We start from the raw sequence: 22105 nt of genomic DNA, 5'->3' as shown, positions 1-22105 counted from the left end.
TTATGCAGTTTGACTCATTTTCTGATTTTATTGCAATGGGAGGCTATGGATTTTATGTGTGGCTTTCTTTTGGTACATGCGCACTTATTTTATTAGGTATTTTATTTAGTTCACTCAGAGAGACTAAACATATTATGGCATCGGTAGAGCAACAAATAGCGCGAGAAGTTCGTATTAAAAATGCTAAGCAGGAGCAAATATAATGAACCCAAGACGTAAAAAACGCCTTTTAGTTATTGTTGCAGTGCTGTTTGGCATTGGTGCCTCAATAGGCTTGGTACTGTATGCATTACAAGAAAACATTAATTTATTTTATACCCCAAGTGAGCTTATTGACGGTAAAGGCCCCAATAAAGAAAAACCACAAATAGGCCAAAAGCTACGCATTGGTGGCATGGTTGTACCAGGTTCGGTAGAGCGCAATGAGCAAAGTTTAAAAGTAAGCTTTACTTTAGTTGATACAGGCCCAACCGTGGTAGTGCGTTATCAGGGGATTTTGCCTGACCTATTTCGCGAAGGCCAAGGCATAGTTGCACAAGGTGTACTTGTGGAGCCCAATGTAATAGAAGCATTTGAAGTACTTGCTAAGCATGATGAAGAATACATGCCTGCTGAAGTGGCAGAAGCGTTAAAAGGAATTAAACACGAGAAACCTAAATACAACCTAGATAGTGGTAATTAATAATGATCCCAGAACTTGGTTATTTTTCTTTAACGCTTGCCATGGTGCTAAGCGTTTTATTATGTGTTTTTCCGCTGTGGGGGGCACATACCGGTAATTTACGCTTAATGCGTGCTGCTCCTTCGTTAGCGGTAGGGCAATTTGTATTTGTATTTATTTCGTTTGCCGCCCTTATTTATGCCAGCCTTACAAATGACTTTACAGTTGCGTATGTGGCGTATCACTCAAGTAGCTCTTTGCCTTGGTATTATCAAATAACCTCGACCTGGGGTGGGCATGAAGGCGCTATTTTATTGTGGTTATTGATGCAAGCTGGTTGGACAGCTGTTGTTGCACTGCGCTCTAAAGCACTACCTTGGGTATTGCGTGCTCGTGTACTTGGTGTGCTTGGCTTTTTAGGTGTTGGCTTTATGATGTACACCTTATTGCTTTCAAGCCCATTTGAGCGTTTATTACCTTATTTTCCGGTAGAGGGGCGCGACTTAAATCCGCTGCTACAAGATCCGGGTATGATCATACACCCGCCGTTACTTTATATGGGTTATGTAGGACTATCTGTAGCGTTTGCTTTTGCAATTGCGGCACTTTTAACTGGCAAGCTAGATAATACTTGGGCCAAATGGTCTCGTCCTTGGACTATGACCGCGTGGGGCTTTTTAACTTTAGGTATTACCATAGGAAGTTGGTGGGCGTATTCAGAACTTGGCTGGGGCGGCTGGTGGTTTTGGGATCCAGTAGAAAATGCATCTTTAATGCCTTGGTTAGTAGCAACAGCACTTTTACATTCATTGAGTGTGACAGAAAAACGTGGTGTATTTAAATCATGGACAGTACTGTTAGCAATTGCAGCATTTTCACTTAGCTTACTGGGCACCTTTATTGTGCGCTCAGGTATTATTGTATCTGTGCATGCTTTTGCAACAGACCCTGATAGAGGCTTATTTATACTGGCCTTTTTAGCTATTGTTGTTGGCGGTGCATTAGCACTTTATGGCATGCGCGTATCGCAAGTGCGAAGCGAAGGGCGTTACAAGTTAGTATCGCGCGAAGTAGCACTGTGGCTAAATAATATATTCTTAGTGGTTGCTACTTTAATTGTATTACTAGGTACTTTATTGCCTATGGTACACAAAGAAATGGGCTTAGGCAGTATTTCAATTGGCGAACCATTTTTTAATAAGATGTTTGCAATACTGTTAGTGCCATTTGCTATTTTAATGGGTATTGGGCCGTTTTTACGCTGGAAGCAAAATAAATGGGCGTTTTTACAAAACAAAATACTAATGGGTGTATTAGTCAGTATTATTATTACCTTTGCTTGGTTATTTTCTAGCTATGATGTGATTGCACCGCTTACCTTATTAGCAACCACGTTAGCTGTATGGATTGTAATTACAACAGGTATTGATTTGTATAGTAAAGTTACCGTACATAGCACCTTTAAAGAAGGCTTTAAGCGCTTAGGTTTAGGTTATTGGGCTATGGTACTTGGCCATATAGGTATTGCCTTTGTAATTGCTGGCGTAACTCTTACTTCGGCATACTCGGTTGAGCGCGACGTATCAATGAAACCAGGTGATACGGTGCAGCTTAATCAGTATCAATACCGCTTTGAAGGAGTGAAAAATGTTCGCGGAGCTAATTACAGTGGCCATGCGGGTGTTGTATCGGTATTAAAAAATGACAAGCTAGTCACTCAGTTACATGCCGAAAAACGCCGTTACGATATTGGCATGCAGTTTATGACAGAAGCAGCAATTGATGCAGGCTTCACACGCGATTTATACCTAGCGTTAGGTGAGCAATTAAGCGAAGGCGCGTGGTCATTACGAATTTATCATAAGCCATTTGTGCGTTGGATGTGGATTGGCGGTATATTAATTTCGTTAGCAGGGTTTGTAATTTTATTTGATAAACGCTATCGCACCTCATCGCCTCAATCAACAAAAGAAACAGCGGAGAGCGAAGCATGAATCGTAAGCTTTTAGCTATAGCACCGTTACTGGTTTTTGCTTTTATTTGTGTGTTTTTATTCCAAGGGTTATTTGCTAACCCAAGGGAAATACAAACAGGGCGATTAGGGCAATCTATGCCAGAATTTAGCCTGCCAGATCTAATGCAAGATAATAAGCAGTGGAGCAATGAGCAGTTAAAAGGTGAGGTTTATTTATTAAATGTATGGGGTACCTGGTGCCCTACATGTTTAGCAGAGCTAGGCTACTTAACTAAATTGCGCGAGCAAGGCGTTAAAATTATAGGCTTGTACTATGTGCAAGGTTACGATGCCGATTTTGACGGGCCATTTGATATGCAAGCACTGCGTAGTGACGTAACCAATATGCTAACGCGTGCTGGCGACCCATATCAGTTTAATATTTTAGATTTACATCGCACACTGTCGTTAGATTTAGGTGTGTCGGGTGCGCCAGAGACTTTTTTAGTTGATAAAAGCGGCACCATTTTGTTGCACCATACCGGTGATATAAATCCGCGAGTGTGGCGTGCTAAGTTTGCACCAATTATGCAGGAGCTCAAATAATGAAGTGGTTGTTATTAACCCTTAGCCTTTTTGTCAGTATGGGGGCGCTTGCTCAGCAAGACCGTTACCAATTTGACAGTAACGAGCAAGCGGTTCGCTTTGAAGAGCTAACCAAAGAGTTACGTTGCCCTAAGTGTCAAAATCAAAATATTGCCGACTCTGATGCGGTAGTAGCAAAAGATTTACGCGAGCGAGTATTAGCTTTAGTAAAAGATGGTAAAACGAAAGACGAAGTAATAGATTATATGATCGATCGTTATGGCTACTTTGTACATTACGATCCACCAGTAACCCCTGCAACTTTAGTGCTGTGGGTTTTACCGGTATTGATTGTAATTTTTGGTTTTGGTTTTATTGTTATTCGCCAACGCAAAGCATCGGTAAAACAAAGCTGGAGCAACAACGACGAAGCAATGTTAGTTAAATTAATTGCTAAAAATAAACGTCAGGAGCAAAGTTAAATGATTTTAATGTGGGCGTCTTTTGCTTTACTCACACTTATTGCACTGTTGTTTGTGATGTTGCCTTTTTTAAAAAAAGAGCGTGTTAAAACCATTACGCACAATGCGAACGCAGAACTTATTAGTATTTATGAACAGCGTTTAGTTGAGCTACAAAACGACTTAGAAAACCAGCGAATTGATGCACAAAATCACAGTGAGTCAGTGATCGAGCTCAAACGTCGCTTACTCAATGAGCTCTCTCCAGAAAAGTCACTTAATAGCCGTGGTAATAATCGTATTTTTGCCTTAACAGGCGGTGCGTTTGTGATTGCCCTAACCGGTGTTTTTTACTCTATGACCGGTAATCAGCAGCAAATATCGGCTTGGCACGATGCTATGGATAACTTGGCAGAGTACGGTGAGCGAGCTGTTATGCAAAAAGGCGAGCCGCTGAGTGAAAACGAGCTGCAAGCATTTGCATTGGCACTGCGAACTAAGCTTAGCCAAACGGGGGATGACGAAATTGCTTGGATGTTACTGGGCCGTGTGGCTATGTCATTGAACGAATTTGATATGGCGCAGCAGTCGTTTGATAAAGCGTTGCAAATGAATCCTGCCAATATGCAGGTGCTTATTAGTTACAGCCAAGTGCTGTTACTTGAGGGCAGTGAAGCAAGCATGACACGTGCTGCAGGTATGCTTTCAAAAGTACTGCAAGAAGAGCCGCAAAATTTAGATGCTATTTCTTTATTGGCACTCATTGCTTACGAACGTAAAGATTGGGTACAAGCAAAAGCGGCGTTTGAAGTATTACTTGCCAGTATGGATAAAGCAGATACCCGCTATAATATGATTGCGCAGCGTATTAGTGAGATAGAACAACAGCAAGCACAAAATGTTGACGTTACAAAGAGTGCAGCAATTAAAGTGACAGTAAATATAAGTACAGAGCTTAAAAATAAACAACCTGAAAACGGAATTTTATTTGTTTTTGCAAAAGCGTTAAATGGCTCTCCAATGCCAATAGCGGTTGTTAAGCTTAACGAGTATCAATTTCCTATTACAGTTGAACTAAGTGATGCAAACTCTATGGTTGCAGGATTAAACTTGTCAAGCGCAGAAGATATAGTTATTACTGCACGTATCTCTAATGATGATTCAGTAATGCCAAGTAGCGGTGAGTTAGAAGGGCATTCAGCAGCATTAAAACGTGAAAGTACCCGTCAGTTGCAACTGCAAATAGACACATTAATACCTTAAGGATACGCGATGTTAAAACATGGTTTAATTTATATATTTTTGTTAGTGCTGGCCGGGTGTGCACAAGTACCTGATAGCCAAAAGGACGAACGCGATCCACTACAAAATATTAACCGCCCAATATACGACTTTAATATGGATGTTTTAGACACATACATACTAAGACCGGCCGCCGTAGGGTATATCACGGTGACCCCTGTACCAGTGCGTCAAAGCTTAGTGCATTTTACTAATAATATTAGTGCACCGGTAGATATGATCAACGCAGGCTTACAGGGTAAACCAGGTAATGCCAGTGTTAGCTTAGCACGTTTTTTAGTTAACTCGACCGTAGGTGTTTTTGGTATATTTGATGTGGCCAGCTCATTAGGGCTAGAACATGTAGATGAGGATTTTGGGCAAACATTAGGTGTATGGGGTGCAGGTGATGGTGCTTACTTGATGCTACCTGCTATGGGGCCTTCTACAGCGCGTAACTTAACCGGCGATGTAGTTGATAACTTTGTTTTACCTGAAATAGCGTTAACTACACCACAAACAATTTTAGTGTTTGCGTTAAAAGCTGTTGAGGCCCGTGCATCACTAATTGCGCAAGAAGGTTTATTGAACGATTCACTAGACCCTTACTTATTTATTAAAGATATTTATTTTCAACGCCAATTATACGAACTTTACGACGGTAACCCGCCAATCAAAGAAGAGCCTGATGACTTTGATGAAGATTTTTTAGAAAGTTTGTAAACCTATTAAAAACGCCAGCAATGCTGGCGTTTTATTTTCTTATTAGTGATTAGAAAGTTGTTATTAAACATTACTCATTAACTGCATTTGCTCGTTCACCCAGCTAATTGCTTCGTGGTAAGCATCGGGTACTTTATCATCTAAACCAAGTTGTTGGCTGATCTGATTAGCTGCCTGCCAGTTGCCTTGCTCATAAAACTTAACCAAGTTTAAGTAGCTTGCAAGCAAGCCCTCGTCATTAAGTAAAGCGGCTTTAATCTCATTAGATAATGGCAGCTTTTGCATCACACTTTGCATACTCTCATCTAATATAGCATCCATAAGCGACATCATGCCGGTTAAAAAAACCATTCCTGTGTCTTTAAACTTACCATGCGAAATAGCCAGTAACTCACTAAAACGCGCCCGAGTGAGCGATAACCTAATTAGCTCCATAGGCTTATCTGTTGAAACTTGCGCTGCAAATAATAAAGATAAAAGCTTTTTAATTTCATTGGCTCCAAGGGTGATAAGCGCTTGTTTTATTGTGCTTATTTTTGCACGTCTAGCAAATGCTGCAGAGTTTGAATAACGCAGTAACTTATAAGATAGATTTACATCTCGCTCAAATATATCGGTGATCTTTTTTAGATCCATATCAAGCGTTGAGGTCTCATAAAGTAGTTCGGCTAATGTCATACCAGAGGGGGGAAGCGCTTTACTTTGGATCATCTCTGGTTTTGAAAAGAAAAACCCTTGAAAATAATCAAAGCCAAGTTCCAATGCTTGGTTATACACCTCATGGGTTTCAACTTTTTCAGCAAGTAATTTTAGATGTGGATAAGGTTTTAAATCATCAATAATTGTTTTAATTGTTTCTATATTACAGGTTAAAAAGTCAATTTTTATAATATCAATAAATGGATAAAAGTGACGCCACACAGGTTGATGAATGTAGTCGTCTAAGGCTAATGTATAACCTTTTTCTTTTAAGTCTTTAACAATAGCAAGTAAACGCTTACCAGGTTGCACCGTTTCGAGAATTTCTACCACCACAGCGTCTTTACTCAGTAAAGTAGGGTAGCCTTTTAGTAAAGTTTCTAGGGTAAAGTTGATATATGCTGGTTTATTGTCGGTTAAATCCTCAAGGCCAAAATTAAACTGGCTGCCTTCTATTAGGCGTGTTGTTGCCTCATCTCCATCTATATCGGGGAACACATTATTTACACCATCACGAAATAGTAATTCATAGCCAATAAGCTTTTTATCGCGATCTAAGATAGGTTGGCGTGCAGCATAAAAGTACATAAAAAATTCCGTATAGATAAAAATAACTATTCATTGTAACAATATATGGCAAAACATTAAAAATAGCATGATGTAAATAAGCTTATCTTAGATTAATAACATATTTTTAATAAGTTACAGAGGTTTTGATTTAAATATATACGCTTTGTTTGTTTTTAATTCACTAAAGTTGACATGTTGGAATTTTAACTATTACCCATGCTATAGTGACAGAGAATGGTTTTTATCCCAATACTGTCTTAACTATAATATTTTAAGAGTCATTATTTGGATCAAAAGCCTGTTGCAATTTATTAGTGGAGGCGAGTTTGGAAACAGGAATGATTATTTCACTAGCATTATACTTTGTTGTAATGCTAGGTATAGGATTGTATGCATTTAAGCAATCAACCAGCGATGTTTCAGGTTACATGTTAGGGGGCCGTAATTTATCACCAAGTGTTGCTGCGCTATCTGCAGGTGCATCTGATATGAGCGGTTGGTTACTTATGGGCCTTCCCGGCGCTATGTATCTTTTTGGTTTGAGTAAGGTTTGGATTGCGATTGGTTTAGTACTTGGTGCTTGGGCAAATTACTTCTTAGTTGCACCTAGGCTTCGTGTTTACACTGAAAAAGCGAATGATTCAATTACGATCCCGGATTATTTTGCAAATCGCTTTGCGGACAATAAGAATATATTACGTGTTATTTCAGCTATTGTTATTATTGTTTTCTTCACACTTTATACCTCATCTGGCGTGGTCGCTGGTGGTAAGTTATTTGAAAATTCATTTGGAATGAGCTATGAAGTTGGCCTTTATGTTACTACTGGCGTTGTAGTACTTTATACGCTTTTTGGTGGTTTTTTAGCGGTAAGTTTGACCGACTTTGTACAAGGTTGCATTATGCTTATTGCGCTATTAGTAGTACCAATAGTAACGTTTACTATGCTTGATCACCCAGTAATGGAAACGCTCGCTAATGCAAGATATGACCTGTTACTTATCTCGCCAAAGGCCAGTGAAGTTCATTCTCTAAATATGCTAGATTGGTTTGCTGGTGGCTCTACCATCGCAATTATTTCTGCGTTAGCTTGGGGCTTTGGTTACTTTGGTCAGCCTCATATTATAGTACGCTTTATGTCGGTACGTTCAGTTAAAGATATTCCAGCAATGCGACGCATTGGTATGTCTTGGATGACATTATCTGCAATAGGCGCAGTACTAACTGGTTTATTTGGGGCAGCCTTCATACTAGAAAATGAAATGCCGATAAATGATAAAGAAACAATATTTTTAGTGCTATCTGAATTGGTTTTTCATCCATTGATTGCTGGCTTTTTATTAGCAGCTATTTTAGCGGCTGTAATGAGTACTATCTCTTCACAATTGCTAGTGTGTTCAAGCTCGTTAACTGAAGACTTTTATAAAATATACCTGCATCGCGAAGCCTCTCAAAAAGAGCTGGTTTTTGTTGGGCGTATTAGTGTGGCATTAGTTGCTATGTTTGCTATTTACTTAGCTTACGATAGAGATAGTTCTATTTTAGACTTAGTGAGTAATGCGTGGGCAGGCTTTGGCGCTGCATTTGGACCACTCGTATTGTTTAGCCTTTACTGGAGAAGAATGAACTTTGCTGGCGCCTTAGCAGGCATGTTAGTGGGGGCTTCAACAGTACTTATATGGATATACGCACCAATTACCATTAATGGTGCGAGTTTAAGTAGCGTTATTTATGAAATAGTCCCAGGCTTTATTTTATCAAGTATTGCGATTGTATTAGTTAGCTTAATGACCAATGAGCCAGCTAAAGAAATTACAACCTTATTTGATGAAGTAGAACAAGAACTATAAAAAGTTATAAACAAAAAAAGGGAGTAACTTAGGTTACTCCCTTTTTTTATGCAAAATTTATTAACTCGCTTTTTTGTCGCTATTTTCTTCTATGGGTGCAACATTATCTGCTTTTTTGCCTTTTACAGCAGCTTTAGGGGCTATAGGCTCTTTACCACCTTTTAATATTGTCATGAAGTCATCTTTACTTTTTGCCATTTCTAAAGCGAGTGACTCTACTTGTTGCTCACTTAATGGTACATCAACTTTTTCTAGCAAAATTTCAAGCGACTCTGCAATATCGAGCATTTTATCATAGGCATCAGCTTCTTTTTTGGTAGTAAACGTCATGCGCTCGACTCCGTTTCGTTCTACAACATATTTAACAACAACAGCCATGATTTCTCCTGCTTACTTGCGTGGCATATAGTATATATAAACCATTAGATTACTGTTTTTATGTACAGTACAAGTTTGTGCCTAAATTTGCAAGTCCCCTAATTAATATTAAGTGATAATAGTTGACAACAAAGATTAACTTTACTTTATTTAACTTAATCACTTTTGTGTACCGTTGCAGTTAAGGATCTCACAGGGAGTGAATGTTAGGTTTAAGTATTTAATAAAGTGCAGGTGTAAAAGCCTTTTGCGTTATGACTTAAACATATAAACAACAAAGTAAATGTTCATGTATGAACAAAAAAGGAAGAAAGATGAAAAAACTAAAATATAGTATTTTAGCTGCAGCTTTTTGTATGTTGCCAGTAACTCTTACCTACGCAAATGTTGATACCTCAGCAATAACTCAGCAAGTAAAACAGGCGGCTTTAAATATTAATACTGCTGATGTTAGCCAGCTATCTAAGCTCCCTGGTATTGGTAAGAAAAAAGCACAAGCTATTATAGATTATCGCGAAGCAAAGGGTAACTTTACATCGTTAGAGGATTTGAAAATGGTAAAAGGTATAGGTAAAAAATTAGCTGCAAAGCTTGAAGGTAAGGTTTCGTTTTAAGTTAAAAAGGGCGCGTTAAGCGCCCTTAGTATATTGGGTTAATGCTTCACATAAATGCTTTTTAGCAAAGTTAATCTCAATTGGAGTCGTTAGTAGTGGGTAACACAACCCACCGAGTAGTAAAAAAGGGATGAGTAACCAGCCTTCAAATACGGCAAATATTAAAAACAGCGGACTGAGTAATAATAATTTTATAATACGAAGTAGTACTTTATTAACAGGTGAAAGCATACTTAAAGAAATCGCTATAACAGCTTGTCTGTCACGTATTTTTAAATGTTTTAGAGCATTAATTTGGCTTGAAAAAAACACAAGCATTACAGCGACCTTTTAGTCATTAAGCGACTCGTTACCAGTAAAAATAAAGTGGCTGCAAACAGCGCAAATATTACTTCCATCCATGCCGGCATACTTAGCCCCGCAAATTGCCAGTCAATGTTTCCGCAATCACCAGTGGCTGCAAAAAAGCTTGGGATCCACTCATGTAATGGCATAAAGGCAGGAAAGTTAGGTTCAAACTCACAGCTAAATGCAAAAGGATCAGTGGTTGTTTGCATTTCGATATGCTCGCGGGCAATTATAAATCCCCAAACACTAGAAACAGCCCATACACTATAGGCGAGCAAGCGAACCCCTCTATGCTCTGGATTACTTGTACCAATAATACCTGCAATAAGTAAACCTAATACCGCAGTACGCTGATATATGCACATGATACATGGCGCCAATCCCATTTTATATTGAAAAAACAGTGCCGTTATTTCAAGCAGAAAAACAATACCACTAAACAAAAGCCAAGGAGTACGTTGGGTGGGTAATTGTGCAAGCCAGTTCATAATAAATCCGTATTTAAATAAGACGTTAGATTATGACGTAGGATAAAGTTAGGGGCAAGCAAAACGACTTAAAGCCTACCCATATGCATTTATGATGATTAAAGTTAAGGTTATAATTCTAAAAGCCAATAAAAATCCAATAATGTGAATAAAGAGGTAGCCCTTTAAACGAGTAAAGTATGTGTGTGAGGTGACTTTACGTAATAAGTTAATAAGGCAAGGCGCGAACTTAAAGTAAATAACTACTTAAAATGTATCTAGGGTGAATATATAAGTGCTTGCGACAAGTGTTAGTAAAAAATATAAAACATTTTATAGACACAAATATTTTAATCGCATACTGGCAGTAATATGGCGTACTTTACTTGTTACTTGAGCGTCGTCTGGTACAATCAGTCGGTTAATCGTATGTAGTAGTGTGAATTAATTCGAGTGGGAATTGGATGAGAATTTTTAAAGCGAAAAGCCCAGCAGGATTTGCTGAAGAATACATAGTAGAGTCTATCTGGAATGGCGATTTCCCTCCTGGATCTATTCTACCTGCTGAGCGTGAACTCTCAGAGTTAATAGGTGTTACCCGAACGACGTTACGTGAAGTATTACAGCGATTGGCTCGAGATGGCTGGTTAACTATTAAACATGGTAAGCCAACAAAAGTGAATAACTTTTGGGAAACGTCAGGACTAAATATTCTTGAAACGTTAGCACGTCTTGATGAAGATAAAATGCCAGAGTTAACCGACCAGTTACTCTCTGCACGCACTAATATAAGCGCAATTTATACGCGTGCAGCTATAAAGTTAAATCCAGAACGTGTGATTGAAATTCTCTCACAAAGCGATGAGTTAGAAGACAGTGCGCAAGCATTTGCTGATTACGATTATAAAGTGCATCACGAGTTAGCTGTTGCAGGTAATAATCGTATTTACGTGCTTATACTCAATGGCTTTAAAGGATTTTATTCAAAAATAGGTTGTCATTATTTTTCAGATCCGGGGACGCGTGAGTTGGCTCGCCAGTTTTATAAAGACTTAACTAAATTGGCTGAAAACAGAGAACACGACGGTGCGATCATGATGATGCGTAAATATGGTCATCAAACCGGTGAAATTTGGCAACAAATTCGTGGCGATATGCCCAGCGACATAATGGATTAAACCTATTTTAAAAGCCTGCATTTGCAGGTTTTTTTGTGTCTTCATTTTATTAATACTTTATAACCAAGAAACTGAGCTAATAAAATAAACCCCATCACTTTTTAGCGTTCAGTATTATCGATGGGAGGAATCGTTAAATACGATTGTCATTTCGCACCAGTTCTCTCTAGAATAATAATAATTATATGTGCGCTATTGGTTTTTAAGTTTTAGAGCCCATATAACTATCAGCATTGCATAAGCAATTGACAACAAACTCAAAATATTTGGAGAATAAAATGGGTGTATTAGTAGGCCGCCAGGCACCAGACTTTACCGCTGCAGCAGTTCTTGGTAACGGTGAAATTGTAGATAGCTATAACCTTCATGAAAAAATTAAAGGTAAAAAAGCAGTTATTTTCTTTTACCCACTAGATTTCACGTTTGTATGTCCTTCTGAACTTATTGCATTTGATAAGCGTTATGAAGAATTCCAAAAACGTGGCGTTGAAGTAATTGGTGTTTCTATCGATTCACAATTCTCACACAACGCATGGCGTAACACTGCTGTTGCAGATGGCGGTATCGGTAAAGTTAAATATGCACTAGTTGCAGATATTAAACATGAAATTTGTAAAGCATACGACGTTGAGCATCCTGAAGCGGGTGTTGCGTTTCGTGGTTCTTTCCTAATTGATGAAGAAGGCAATGTACGCCACCAAGTAGTGAACGACTTACCACTAGGTCGTAACATTGATGAAATGCTACGTATGGTTGACGCGCTAGCGTTCCACACTGAGCACGGTGAAGTATGTCCTGCTGGTTGGACTGAAGGTAAAAAAGGTATGGATGCAAGCCCTGAAGGCGTTGCTAAGTTCCTATCTGAAAACGAAGGCGATCTATAATTTAGCTCTCGTTTTAAATAAAAAAACCGCCAATTGGCGGTTTTTTTGTTGCTTCTAATTTAGAACGAGAAGCTTACTTTAGTATAAATATAACGACCGCGTGGGTTATGAACCCCAGACGCATAACCGTAAAGGTCAGAATCGCCATCACCAATTGCAAAAGGAGGCTCTTCGTCAAACAAGTTATTAATACCTAGTGATAATTTAGCTGACTCAGTGATACGGTACGACGTTTGTAAGTCAACCAACACTTGTGAATCAATCATACGTGATGTATTGCTATCAAAATCTAAGTTACCGTCAAAGTCGATATCAGGTGTGTCTTCAAACTCACCAACATAACTTAAGTTAACATTAGTATTAAAGTCGCCCACTTCCCAGTTAGTTGAGAAAATCCAACGATGCTCAGGGTAACCATATTCACCAGAGTAATCACGGCCATCTTTTTCAAATTTGTTTTGGTAAGCCCACTCTAAATTGAATTTCAATAAACCTAAATCATCCAATGAATGATTGTAATTTGCTGAAAAGTCGATGCCAGATACTTCTTGTGAAGAGACGTTTTCAAATGTGCTATAGATTTTTTGAATTGAACCTAAGCTTTCACCATTAGTAGGCGGTAAGCGAACACATACAGTACTGTTTTGGTTACCACACTCGGCAGCATAAATTGGACCAAACTCTTGTTCGTCAATTTTATTATCCTGTGTAATGCTCCACACATCAACACTTAAACCAAACTCTGCGCTAGGGGCCCAAATGAAGCCGACGTTCCAAGATTCAGACTCTTCAGGTTGTAAGTCTGCATTACCAGAGAATTGAATGTTGTAATCAAGTGCCTGACAGTCTAAGCCCGTTTGTTGACAGCGTTGAGTATCAATAAAGAACTGACTTTTTTCTGATGGACCTAGGCCAACTTGTGCTAAAGAGGGGGCTCTAAATCCTTGTGCCCATGAGCCACGAACCGTGATTTCATCACTAGGTGCCCAGCGAAGTGCAACTTTTGGATTGGTAGTTGTGCCAAAATCGCTATAGTCATCGTGACGTCCAGCAAGTTGCAATTCTAATGTATCAGCTAGTGGAATTGAAAATTCAACATAAGCAGCATATTGATCGCGCGATGCTGCGGCTGATACAGCTTCAGTACCAAAAATTAAACCGCGACGGAACTGATCATCAGGGATATCTGTAACGTCTTCTTCGCGGTACTCAATACCGGCTGCCATCATCACCACATCGTCGCCAAAGCTAAATGCTTCACCGCTAATGTTTGCGTCAAATGAGGTCATATGTGACTCACCTTGACGTACTAAGCTAGTAGTGATTCTGTCGATTACTGCAGGATCGTTATAAGTGCCGCCAAATGGGTTGTAATTACCGGCATCTATTTCTTGTTGTAAAAAGTCGGTACGCACCCAGCCTTGTGAGCGATCGCCAGTTTGCATTGATTTACTACGACCTTTTTGTACCGCTGTCTCCCAGCTCCAGTCGTTAAATTCGCCTCGTAAACCCGCTACAAAACGCATCGTATCTGATTCAATATCCCATTGGCGAGCACCGGCATCAACCGTTCTGTAACGGCCAATATCTATATCTTTACCAAATGGGTTATTAGGATGATTTGCTGGCACAGTAAGCCCTGCATCTTCATCTAGCGGGGTTGGCGCACCCATAGCCACAGAGCTATTGTGTTGTACTGCCATTTCTAAAAATGCGGTAATACCATTATCAAAATTATACTCAAACTGCGAAATAGCCCCAATACGTTCAGATGCTGGTGCAATATAGCCGTATGGGCCGTAATCGAACAAACAGCTGCCACTGGCAGTTGCGCTATCGGCTGGACAAGCAGGGTCAATGGTTTTTACACCATCAACGTAAAAGTAACCAGGGAAGCCACGTGATGAACGAAAGTCCTCACCACCTAAAGCTCTTTGATCTGCAGTGCCTAAACTGCCCATTTCACTTGACGATAAAGAGGTGTTTTTAAAGTAGTCAATAATAACGGAAGCACTGCTTTTTTCGTTACTTGTACCCCAAACGATGCTGGCTGATGTTTCTTCGTAATTAGGACCGTCAGTGCCACCGTAGCCTAAGTTTACTTCAATACCATCAATATCTTTTTTCAAGATAACGTTAACTACACCCGCAACAGCATCAGAGCCATAAATAGCCGATGCACCATCTTTTAAAATGTCGATACGTTCAATCGCTGAAACAGGAATACTGTTAATATCAACAAATGAGTTAGTAATACCTTCAGCGAATGCACTAATAGCAACACGGCGGCCATTAATAAGTACTAAAGTTGCGTCAGCGCCTAGGCCACGTAAACTTACCGCTGCAGAACCATTTGCAGTAGAGTCTTGGTTATTACCACGGGTAGAGAAAGTACCGCTACCTGCAACAGGCATTCTTTCAAGCAACTGCTGTAGGTTGTCATAACCCATGTTATCAATATCGGCTCTACTGATAGATTGAACCGGAGAAGGGCCTTCCATATCAGAACGTTTAATACGAGAGCCCGTTACTTCAATGCGTTCTACTTTTTTCACTTCATCAGCGGCGTATGTTGTTGTTGTAAAGCCAGCTGTTAATGCCAAAGTAGCCCCTGCAATTAAGCTAGGGGTAAATGCAAATTGCTTCATCCTTAAGTCCTTGTTAGTTTTGTTGAATTTGGTAGCTAAAAAAGCCTCCATATTAATATCATGTAACAAAGGTGTTAGCAATTGCGGTGTGGTGTGACTTTAGTCTGGGTGTTGCTGGTAAAATAGTCAGTGTGTTTTATTTACTTGGAGATAGAAGTTCGACGTAAAGCGGGGTTTTAATATAAATCTTGCGTTGCAATTAGTGGTAAGAATTAAATAGTTTAGTGAGCACTTATTTTGTAATAATTTATTCTTTTATTAACAGCCACTAAGTTGCAGTATATTTATGCAGTTTGGTTTAAAATTGTGCGTTAAATTATTTTAAAATAAATAAAAAAACGCCTAATAAATTAGGCGTTTTTATTTATGCTTTATGCTTCATTAAGCGTTCTTTTTCACGCGACCAGTCTTTATCTTTACCGTCTTCGCGTTTGTCGTGTAATTTTTTACCTTTTGCTAAATGAAACTCAAGTTTCACCCAGCAATTCTTCCAATACATAGCAGTAGCAATTAATGAATAGCCATCGCGTTCAGTCGCGCCTACTAAGCGATCTAGCTCGCGTCTGCTTAATAGTAACTTACGATAACGTAAAGGATCACAAATTACATGGGTAGATGCACTGTTAAGAGGCTGAATTTGGGCGCCTAATAAAAATGCTTCACCGTTTTTAAGATGGATATAAGTTTCAGTGATGTTAACTTTGCCAGCTCGGATGCTTTTTACTTCCCAGCCTTGGAGCTCTACACCCGCTTCAAACTTATCGTGTAAAAAATACTCATGTCGCGCTTTTTTGTTAAGCGCGATGGTATTGCTTGTCGATTTTGATGATTTATTCTTAGCCATAGTGCCCTATATTATACGTAATACGAGATGTTTTACATCGATTTTTTAATAATGCATTTAAAAGCTTAGTAATTAATTTAAGCAGCGTGAAAGTTTGGGGAAACGCGTAAAGCTTGCTAAAATTCCACCACACAGTTGGGAGTGAGTATGCCACAAATAAAAAAAAGTGCGCTGGTTATGTACAGCACTAAAGAGATGTTTGACCTTATTAATGATGTAGAAGCCTATCCTCAGTTTTTACCTAATTGCTCAGACTCAAAAATTATTAAGCAACACAATAATAGCATGACCGCGAGTTTAGAAATATCAAAAGCAGGTATAAAAAAGTGGTTTACCACAGAAAATACCTTTGTTGATGAGCAAACCGTGGTATTAAATCTTGTAGATGGTCCGTTTAAAATGTTGCAGGGGCGTTGGCACTTTCAACAACTTGACGCAAATGCTTGCAAAGTAGAGTTACAATTAGACTTTGAGTTTTCGAGTAAGTTGATTGAGTTAGCGTTTGGTAAAATATTTAATGATGTTGCAAAAAATATGGTGAGTGCGTTTACTCAGCGCGCGAAACAGGTTTATGGAGCGAGAGTATGATTGATGTTGAAGTTGTATTTGCACTACCCGAAACAGCAACAAGCTTAACAATAGAAGTTGTTAAGGGAACAACGGTAGAACAAGCTGTTATTCAATCAGGAATTATCGAAAAACACCCAGAAATAGATGCTACAGCACTAACACTCGGTGTTTGGAATAGAACTGTAAAGCCTAATCAAGAGCTAAAAGAGGGGGATAGAATTGAAATTTATCGTCCTTTAATTGCCGATCCTAAAGATGCGCGTAGAAAACGAGCTGAAAAAGCGAAAGAAGAAGGGCGAGCAAATAAAGTAACCGGTGGCCGTCCTATAGAGCGATAGCATAAGGTTTTAGCTATTATAAAGGTGAGCTTAACTCACCTTTATAATTTTATAAGCGAGGGTGCTTATTGTTCGAGTGGAGTAGTAAAGTTTTCTGGCTGTTCGTAATCACCTGAAATAGAAGCAAGCTTTTCATTTTCAAAGTTAATAACCAGTGATTTGTACTGCTCGTTACTACGGCCTTTATTAAAGCTATATACATAACGCCAAGTGTTATTATCAAATGCATTTTCGGCGATAGGCTTGCCTAATACATAAACAACTTGCTCACGAGTCATGTTTACACGCAGTTTATCAACATCAGATTGTTCTAAAAAGTTACCTTGAGGGATGTTGATTCTGTATACCCAGCTAGAACACCCAGCTGCTGAACTAAGCGTTAAAGCAACGATAAGCCAAAGAGAAAAAGTTTTTAACGACTGCATTGTTAGTTGTGATCCTTATTTTTTATAATCTGCATGATACCGATTAGTCACTGAAGGTAAAACCCTTTTAAGCAATTGTTTTTTGTTAAGGGCATTAAGTTAAGGTAGCGATTTGACCACTGATAATCAAAAAAGTTTAAAATGCAGTGATCAGAGCTGCTTAAAAAAGCCATCTATCTGGTATTTGTATATAGTACAAACCCGCTACGGCCATTGGTATACGGGTATAACGACCAATGTTGAGCAACGTCTTGCTACGCACCAAGCGGGTAATGGTGCAAAAAACCTTAAAGGTAAAGGCCCACTTTTACTTATTCATCAGCACAGTGTTGGCAATAAAAGTGCAGCAAGTAAATTAGAATACCAAGTGAAAAAATTATCTAGGGCTAAAAAAGAAGCCTATGTAGCATCATTTAAGACGGGCTAAGTGGGAGTGGTGTTTTAGCAAGCTGGTTAATAAAGGCTTCTATTAATAGCACTGCATCAGTAAAAAGTTTGCTGTTAATATTCTCAGCGGTGTCATTACTTGTATGATGGGCACTGTCGTAGCCCATGCCAAAGTAAACATAAGGGATTTTTTGTCTTGCAAACGAATAGTGATCGCTCGCTTTATGCCAGTTTATATTTTTAGATTTTATATATCTGCTCATTTGCGCTGCGGAGTAAACCGGTTTTAAATTTACATTATTATTTTCAACGGCTAAAAACACACTATTTAAGGTATTTTTTAACGATCTAGAGGTTAATACATATAAGTTGCTACGACGTTTTTTAACCCCTAGCATGTCTAAATTTATGTTCATAATAACGCTATTTGGTAGCAGTGTTTTGGCAAAATATTTACTGCCATGTAAGCCGTTTTCCTCTGCATCTGTGGCTACAAAGGTAAGAGAAAAAGGCAGTGGCTTATCATTAAATACGCTTGCTAAATAAATTAAAGCAGCAACACCGGTGGCATTATCATTTGCTCCAGGATGCAGTTTTCCGCCACGTTTACCTAAATGGTCATAGTGTGCGGTAATAATAATACGAGTGGCTTTTTGTACGGGGTCGCTTGCCTGTGTTACTGCCTCTAGAGCACCTATGTTGGAACTAATAATATTAATACCACACGCTTGGCTAAATAGGCCCGATTTATAGCAAAATGGCTGCTCGACCACGTTATTATTAACTTGGCTTAATCTGTGTTTTATATAGCTTCTTGTAAGCTCTGCGCTTTGAGAACCTGTTTTTCTACCTGCAAGTTGCTGGTCTGCTAAGTAATATAAATCATCAATAAGTAGCTGCTGCGCCGTTTTACTATTAACAAAAGGGCTTAAAAGCAGAAAAATAATAACGACAGTTAATTGTTTAATGGGCACCTACCTTTGCGGTTAATGATTGCAGCGCTTTTAACTTTGCGTCATAACGTTTTTTGTCATGTAAAAAATCAGCATTTTTTCCGGCTTTACGCAAATGGTACTTTGCTTGCTTTGTATCGCCCCACTGAAAGTAAACTCGCGCCAAGCCAAAATGACTTTCGTGAAGTGTGGGGGATAATGTATAGGCCTTTTTAAAGTGTTTGAGTGCTTTAGCGTAATATTTATGTACGTACTCGGTATTACCAAGTGATATATGGTAATAAGGATTACTTTGGCGCTGTTTATCAAGCTGATTAAGTATTTGAGTTCCTTGCATCTCTCGCTCTGTAAGTAAGTACAACATAGCAAGATTACCTTGTGCTGTGTTGTTGTTTTTATCAAGATGAAGGGCGTAATTATAAGCTTGCTCGGCTTCATTTAAATAGTTAAATTGCTTAAATAAAACACCTAAGTTCCCCCATGCAACGCTAAAATTAGGTGCTACCTTGGTTGCTGCATTAAAGTAGCTATAGGCTAATTCATATTGTTTATTTATTAGCGCAGTAGCACCTTTATTATTATAAAACATAGCGGTAACAGTATTTTTTGATAATCGTGTTGTTTTAAAGCGTGCTTGTCGGCTGTTAGAGTCAAAGTCGATAATTAAGCGCTGATCTCGTTGGTAAAATAAAGTGCCAGCATCTTTTATTAGAGGTTGGCTATTAAGGCTTAAATTTATGTGTCCGGTTAATAAATTAACGCCTTGATCAAGTGCCCAATATTCAGGGATATGTACTTTTTGAAATTGCGCTTTTAAGCCTAAGTGCTCCGCTAAGCTATACGCTAATATAGATAATGACAAACAGTTAGCGTTTAGATTTTGATAGCTTTGTGCAGCGGTTAAAGTGGCAGATGAGCGATAGGCAAGTGAGTCATCACCATTTTTTAATAAAAAGCTAAATATGCCTTGTGCAATATGTTGGGCTGAATTTTGACTGTTTAAATGAGAATCTAATTGCCGCGTTAAGCTGGTATCTAATTTAAATATTTCTGCTGGAGTTTCGATCTGTTGTAGCTTAAAGTTTGCTGGCTCAATGAGTTGCGGCAGCGCTAACTTTGGCGGTGAGCTACACGCACACAAAAAAAGTATAAAGCTAAATGATAAATAATATTTAAGTTGAGTGGCTTTCATATAACACCTCTAAGCAAAACTACTTACCAGTTAAGTGTAGTTGTAATTTTACTCAGAGGTATAATTTAAATGTTACAAAAAATGAGTTAGCGATTTGCCTCAAAAGTGGCAACAAGTGACGCAAGCGTTTGTGCGCTATTTGCTAAATCGCGAATAGCCTGCTCAGTATTTAATTGCTCATTCATCGACTTGTCGCTAATTTCACTAATTTGCTCAATATTACGTCCTACATCGGCTACTACATTACTTTGCTGCTCTGTTGCTGTTGCGATTAAGGTTGCCATATCATTAATTTGATTTGCTGTTTCAGTAATTGTATCAAGCAGCTCAACTGAGTTTTGCATTGCCCCTACACTTTGCTGAGCTTTACTTTTGGACTGACTAATATCGGTAACAACATCATTCGATATTTGGGTTAATTCTTCAATCATCGACTGAATTTCAGTGGTTGATTGTGAGGTACGATTAGCCAGCGCTCGCACTTCATCGGCAACAACAGCAAAACCACGACCGTGCTCGCCCGCACGCGCAGATTCAATAGCAGCATTAAGCGCAAGTAAGTTTGTTTGCTCAGAAATACCTCTAATTGAGTCAACAATACTAGCAATATCAAGCGTTTTTTTAGAAAGTAAGGTTACTTGCTCTGTAATGCCATCTATGTCGCTAGCAAGAGCTGCAATAGTCGTTTGGCTTTGCAGTACCTGTTGATGGCTTTTACTGGTATTTTCACGGCTACTATTGGTTAACTTCGCCGTGTTGGCGGCACTTTGTGCTATTTCTTGTACTGTTGCGCCCATTTCGTTAATGGCGGCAGCAACTGATATTGTTTGCTCTTTTTGCTGATCAATTGCTTGTGAGTTATGTTTTGCTTGCGCAAACACGTGGTCAGAGCTTTGGCGGATCCCATGGCTTTCATGGGCAACTTGTTTAATTGCTGTGTCTATTTTTTCGATGAATTGATTAAAACCATCGGTTAAATAATTTAGCTCAGGTTGCGCAGAGTAAGGAAGTCTATATGCTAAATTAGCATCGCCTGTGCCTAAACGAGAGAATAGCTCGGCTATTTTCGACAGTGGCGACGACAATGAGCGAGCAAGCAAATAACTAATACAGCTCGCTATAAGGGCGATAATTATAGTGAAGGTTAAAATTTGCCATTCTAATTTACTCACACTCGAAAACACTTCGCTTTTAGGTACTTGGGCTACAACAAAAAGGTCAGTATTTTTTATTGGTGTTGCAGCAACCAGGGTGTCTTCACCTGCTAAGTTAATTTCTGCCAATGAAAAGCCATTACTATTTAATAATTTATTATGTATATTTTCGCCGTACAGGGCATCTATATTTACTTTAGCCACTTTATTGGCGTCTTTGTGTAACTGGATCAAGCCATTTTTATTGGCAAGAAAAACAAATCCAGATTGCTCAATCTTAAATTGCTGCAGTAGCTTTTGCATATCGGTAATGCTTTTAGCAAGCCCTGCCAAACCTAAACCATTGGGTTGCTGATGGTTAATAAACATTTTTACATCGTTAGCAGATTCTTGATAAATACTAATGTCATAAGGGCGCTTTGACTGTTTAAATGCGAAAAACCAGCCATCTGCGGCATCGTTTTTTAATACGCGTAAAAAGCCATTTTGGTTCCAGTATTGTGCGGTGTCTCTATTTGCCCATGATGCAGTAGCAAGATCGTACTGCTGTACTAATCTATTTAACTCATTAAGAAGTTGAGAGTCGTCCTCGGTGGCTGAATTTGCCCAATCAATCAGAAATACATTTGAAGAAAGTTGTTCTGCGGCGCCTAAAAGCTCGTTTATTTCGCCACCAATATGGTTACTAATAGTTTGTAACTTGCTTGGAAGTTCAGACTCTATCATGCGCTTTTCGATGATATCCTCTGCGTTATGTAACGATGTTAAGCCTATGAGCGCGGCAACACAGATTGCTATAACACTGCCTAAAGCGGTGATTTTTTGAGTAATAGAAAGGTTTTGTATCATCATAAGGGTAATTTTGTTTACAACTGAACCAAGTAGGTGATTATTTTAACACATTATATATTTTGAGCGAGTGATGAATAGCGCGCCATACA

At 38.9% G+C, this 22105-nt stretch carries 24 protein-coding genes; 14 read left to right on the top strand and 10 right to left on the bottom strand.

Features of this window, described 5'->3' with window-relative positions; genetic code table 11:
- Nucleotides 1-2 precede the first annotated feature (2 nt).
- Genes ccmD through I6F41_RS03915 form a run of 7 tightly spaced genes read left to right on the top strand, consistent with a single transcriptional unit; the run spans nucleotide 3 to nucleotide 5665 of the window.
- Nucleotides 3-203, top strand: coding sequence for a heme exporter protein CcmD (ccmD, locus tag I6F41_RS03945; RefSeq protein WP_011327518.1), 201 nt, complete (start codon nucleotides 3-5; stop codon nucleotides 201-203).
- Nucleotides 203-682, top strand: a complete 480-nt coding sequence (gene ccmE, locus I6F41_RS03940; RefSeq protein WP_182683992.1) for a cytochrome c maturation protein CcmE — start codon at nucleotides 203-205, stop codon at nucleotides 680-682. Before ccmD ends, ccmE begins: the two co-directional genes overlap by 1 nt.
- A 2-nt stretch (nucleotides 683-684) precedes the next feature.
- Entirely contained in the window at nucleotides 685-2655 is a 1971-nt protein-coding gene (locus tag I6F41_RS03935) for a heme lyase CcmF/NrfE family subunit (protein ID WP_011327520.1), read from the top strand.
- The gene (locus tag I6F41_RS03930) at nucleotides 2652-3221 is read left to right on the top strand and encodes a redoxin family protein (RefSeq protein WP_011327521.1); all 570 of its coding nucleotides are present in this window, start codon (nucleotides 2652-2654) and stop codon (nucleotides 3219-3221) included. The genes I6F41_RS03935 and I6F41_RS03930 overlap by 4 nt, the downstream gene beginning before the upstream one ends.
- Complete coding sequence (locus I6F41_RS03925; protein WP_011327522.1) at nucleotides 3221-3682, top strand: cytochrome c-type biogenesis protein; 462 nt, start codon at nucleotides 3221-3223, stop codon at nucleotides 3680-3682. The genes I6F41_RS03930 and I6F41_RS03925 overlap by 1 nt, the downstream gene beginning before the upstream one ends.
- Nucleotides 3683-4924 carry a c-type cytochrome biogenesis protein CcmI gene (ccmI, locus tag I6F41_RS03920; protein ID WP_182683991.1) on the top strand — a complete coding sequence of 414 codons (1242 nt, stop codon included), beginning with the start codon at nucleotides 3683-3685 and terminating at the stop codon, nucleotides 4922-4924.
- A gap of 9 nt (nucleotides 4925-4933) precedes the next feature.
- Nucleotides 4934-5665, top strand: a complete 732-nt coding sequence (locus I6F41_RS03915; RefSeq protein ID WP_182683990.1) for an MlaA family lipoprotein — start codon at nucleotides 4934-4936, stop codon at nucleotides 5663-5665.
- Nucleotides 5666-5728: 63 nt separating this feature from the next.
- Here I6F41_RS03915 and I6F41_RS03910 read toward each other — a convergent pair whose 3' ends face one another.
- A complete protein-coding gene (locus tag I6F41_RS03910; RefSeq protein WP_011327525.1) occupies nucleotides 5729-6952 on the bottom strand; it encodes an EAL and HDOD domain-containing protein in 1224 nt (407 codons plus the stop codon).
- A 320-nt stretch (nucleotides 6953-7272) separates the two neighbouring features.
- Between I6F41_RS03910 and putP the strand changes: the two genes are divergently transcribed.
- A complete protein-coding gene (gene putP, locus I6F41_RS03905; protein WP_269435033.1) occupies nucleotides 7273-8784 on the top strand; it encodes a sodium/proline symporter PutP in 1512 nt (503 codons plus the stop codon).
- A 60-nt stretch (nucleotides 8785-8844) separates the two neighbouring features.
- Here putP and I6F41_RS03900 read toward each other — a convergent pair whose 3' ends face one another.
- The gene (locus I6F41_RS03900; RefSeq protein WP_182683988.1) at nucleotides 8845-9162 is read right to left on the bottom strand and encodes a YebG family protein; all 318 of its coding nucleotides are present in this window, start codon (nucleotides 9160-9162) and stop codon (nucleotides 8845-8847) included.
- Nucleotides 9163-9476: 314 nt separating this feature from the next.
- On the opposite strand from I6F41_RS03900, the gene I6F41_RS03895 reads away from it, so the two are divergent.
- Nucleotides 9477-9776: a ComEA family DNA-binding protein gene (locus tag I6F41_RS03895; protein WP_011327528.1), complete on the top strand. Its 300-nt coding sequence runs from the start codon at nucleotides 9477-9479 to the stop codon at nucleotides 9774-9776.
- 15 nt (nucleotides 9777-9791) lie between these two features.
- Here I6F41_RS03895 and I6F41_RS03890 read toward each other — a convergent pair whose 3' ends face one another.
- Complete coding sequence (locus tag I6F41_RS03890; protein WP_011327529.1) at nucleotides 9792-10094, bottom strand: DUF6170 family protein; 303 nt, start codon at nucleotides 10092-10094, stop codon at nucleotides 9792-9794.
- Entirely contained in the window at nucleotides 10094-10612 is a 519-nt protein-coding gene (dsbB, locus tag I6F41_RS03885; protein WP_011327530.1) for a disulfide bond formation protein DsbB, read from the bottom strand. Before dsbB ends, I6F41_RS03890 begins: the two co-directional genes overlap by 1 nt.
- A gap of 443 nt (nucleotides 10613-11055) precedes the next feature.
- Here dsbB and fadR point away from each other — a divergent pair, with 443 nt between their 5' ends.
- Nucleotides 11056-11769 (top strand): fatty acid metabolism transcriptional regulator FadR, encoded by a 714-nt coding sequence (gene fadR / locus I6F41_RS03880; RefSeq protein ID WP_011327531.1) that lies wholly within the window; start codon nucleotides 11056-11058, stop codon nucleotides 11767-11769.
- 278 nt (nucleotides 11770-12047) lie between these two features.
- The gene (locus I6F41_RS03875) at nucleotides 12048-12653 is read left to right on the top strand and encodes a peroxiredoxin (RefSeq protein WP_011327532.1); all 606 of its coding nucleotides are present in this window, start codon (nucleotides 12048-12050) and stop codon (nucleotides 12651-12653) included.
- A 59-nt stretch (nucleotides 12654-12712) separates the two neighbouring features.
- Here the strand turns inward: I6F41_RS03875 and I6F41_RS03870 are convergent, their stop codons facing one another.
- Together I6F41_RS03870 and smpB are read right to left on the bottom strand one after the other, a co-directional pair.
- The gene (locus I6F41_RS03870; protein ID WP_182683987.1) at nucleotides 12713-15301 is read right to left on the bottom strand and encodes a TonB-dependent receptor; all 2589 of its coding nucleotides are present in this window, start codon (nucleotides 15299-15301) and stop codon (nucleotides 12713-12715) included.
- 364 nt (nucleotides 15302-15665) lie between these two features.
- Nucleotides 15666-16145 (bottom strand): SsrA-binding protein SmpB, encoded by a 480-nt coding sequence (gene smpB / locus I6F41_RS03865; protein WP_011327534.1) that lies wholly within the window; start codon nucleotides 16143-16145, stop codon nucleotides 15666-15668.
- A gap of 147 nt (nucleotides 16146-16292) precedes the next feature.
- On the opposite strand from smpB, the gene I6F41_RS03860 reads away from it, so the two are divergent.
- Together I6F41_RS03860 and I6F41_RS03855 are read left to right on the top strand one after the other, a co-directional pair.
- Nucleotides 16293-16733: a type II toxin-antitoxin system RatA family toxin gene (locus tag I6F41_RS03860; protein WP_011327535.1), complete on the top strand. Its 441-nt coding sequence runs from the start codon at nucleotides 16293-16295 to the stop codon at nucleotides 16731-16733.
- Nucleotides 16730-17053: an RnfH family protein gene (locus I6F41_RS03855; protein WP_011327536.1), complete on the top strand. Its 324-nt coding sequence runs from the start codon at nucleotides 16730-16732 to the stop codon at nucleotides 17051-17053. The genes I6F41_RS03860 and I6F41_RS03855 overlap by 4 nt, the downstream gene beginning before the upstream one ends.
- Before the next feature lie 65 nt (nucleotides 17054-17118).
- On the opposite strand, the gene I6F41_RS03850 is transcribed toward I6F41_RS03855, so the two are convergent.
- Nucleotides 17119-17478, bottom strand: a complete 360-nt coding sequence (locus I6F41_RS03850) for an outer membrane protein assembly factor BamE (RefSeq protein ID WP_086993523.1) — start codon at nucleotides 17476-17478, stop codon at nucleotides 17119-17121.
- Nucleotides 17479-17590: 112 nt separating this feature from the next.
- Here I6F41_RS03850 and I6F41_RS03845 point away from each other — a divergent pair, with 112 nt between their 5' ends.
- Nucleotides 17591-17905: a GIY-YIG nuclease family protein gene (locus I6F41_RS03845; protein WP_089367892.1), complete on the top strand. Its 315-nt coding sequence runs from the start codon at nucleotides 17591-17593 to the stop codon at nucleotides 17903-17905.
- Here I6F41_RS03845 and I6F41_RS03840 read toward each other — a convergent pair.
- From I6F41_RS03840 to I6F41_RS03830, 3 genes are all read right to left on the bottom strand, one after another.
- Entirely contained in the window at nucleotides 17892-18839 is a 948-nt protein-coding gene (locus I6F41_RS03840) for a M20/M25/M40 family metallo-hydrolase (protein WP_197107692.1), read from the bottom strand. The genes I6F41_RS03845 and I6F41_RS03840 overlap by 14 nt on opposite strands.
- Entirely contained in the window at nucleotides 18829-20010 is a 1182-nt protein-coding gene (locus I6F41_RS03835; protein WP_179808128.1) for a tetratricopeptide repeat protein, read from the bottom strand. Before I6F41_RS03835 ends, I6F41_RS03840 begins: the two co-directional genes overlap by 11 nt.
- An 86-nt stretch (nucleotides 20011-20096) precedes the next feature.
- Nucleotides 20097-22016, bottom strand: coding sequence for a methyl-accepting chemotaxis protein (locus I6F41_RS03830; protein WP_182683986.1), 1920 nt, complete (start codon nucleotides 22014-22016; stop codon nucleotides 20097-20099).
- Between the last annotated feature and the right edge of the window lie 89 nt (nucleotides 22017-22105).

Origin of the sequence: Pseudoalteromonas sp. SCQQ13 (assembly GCF_015864415.1) — a bacterium.
Lineage (GTDB): Bacteria > Pseudomonadota > Gammaproteobacteria > Enterobacterales > Alteromonadaceae > Pseudoalteromonas > Pseudoalteromonas nigrifaciens.
This window is presented reverse-complemented; position numbering and strand designations above follow the sequence as displayed.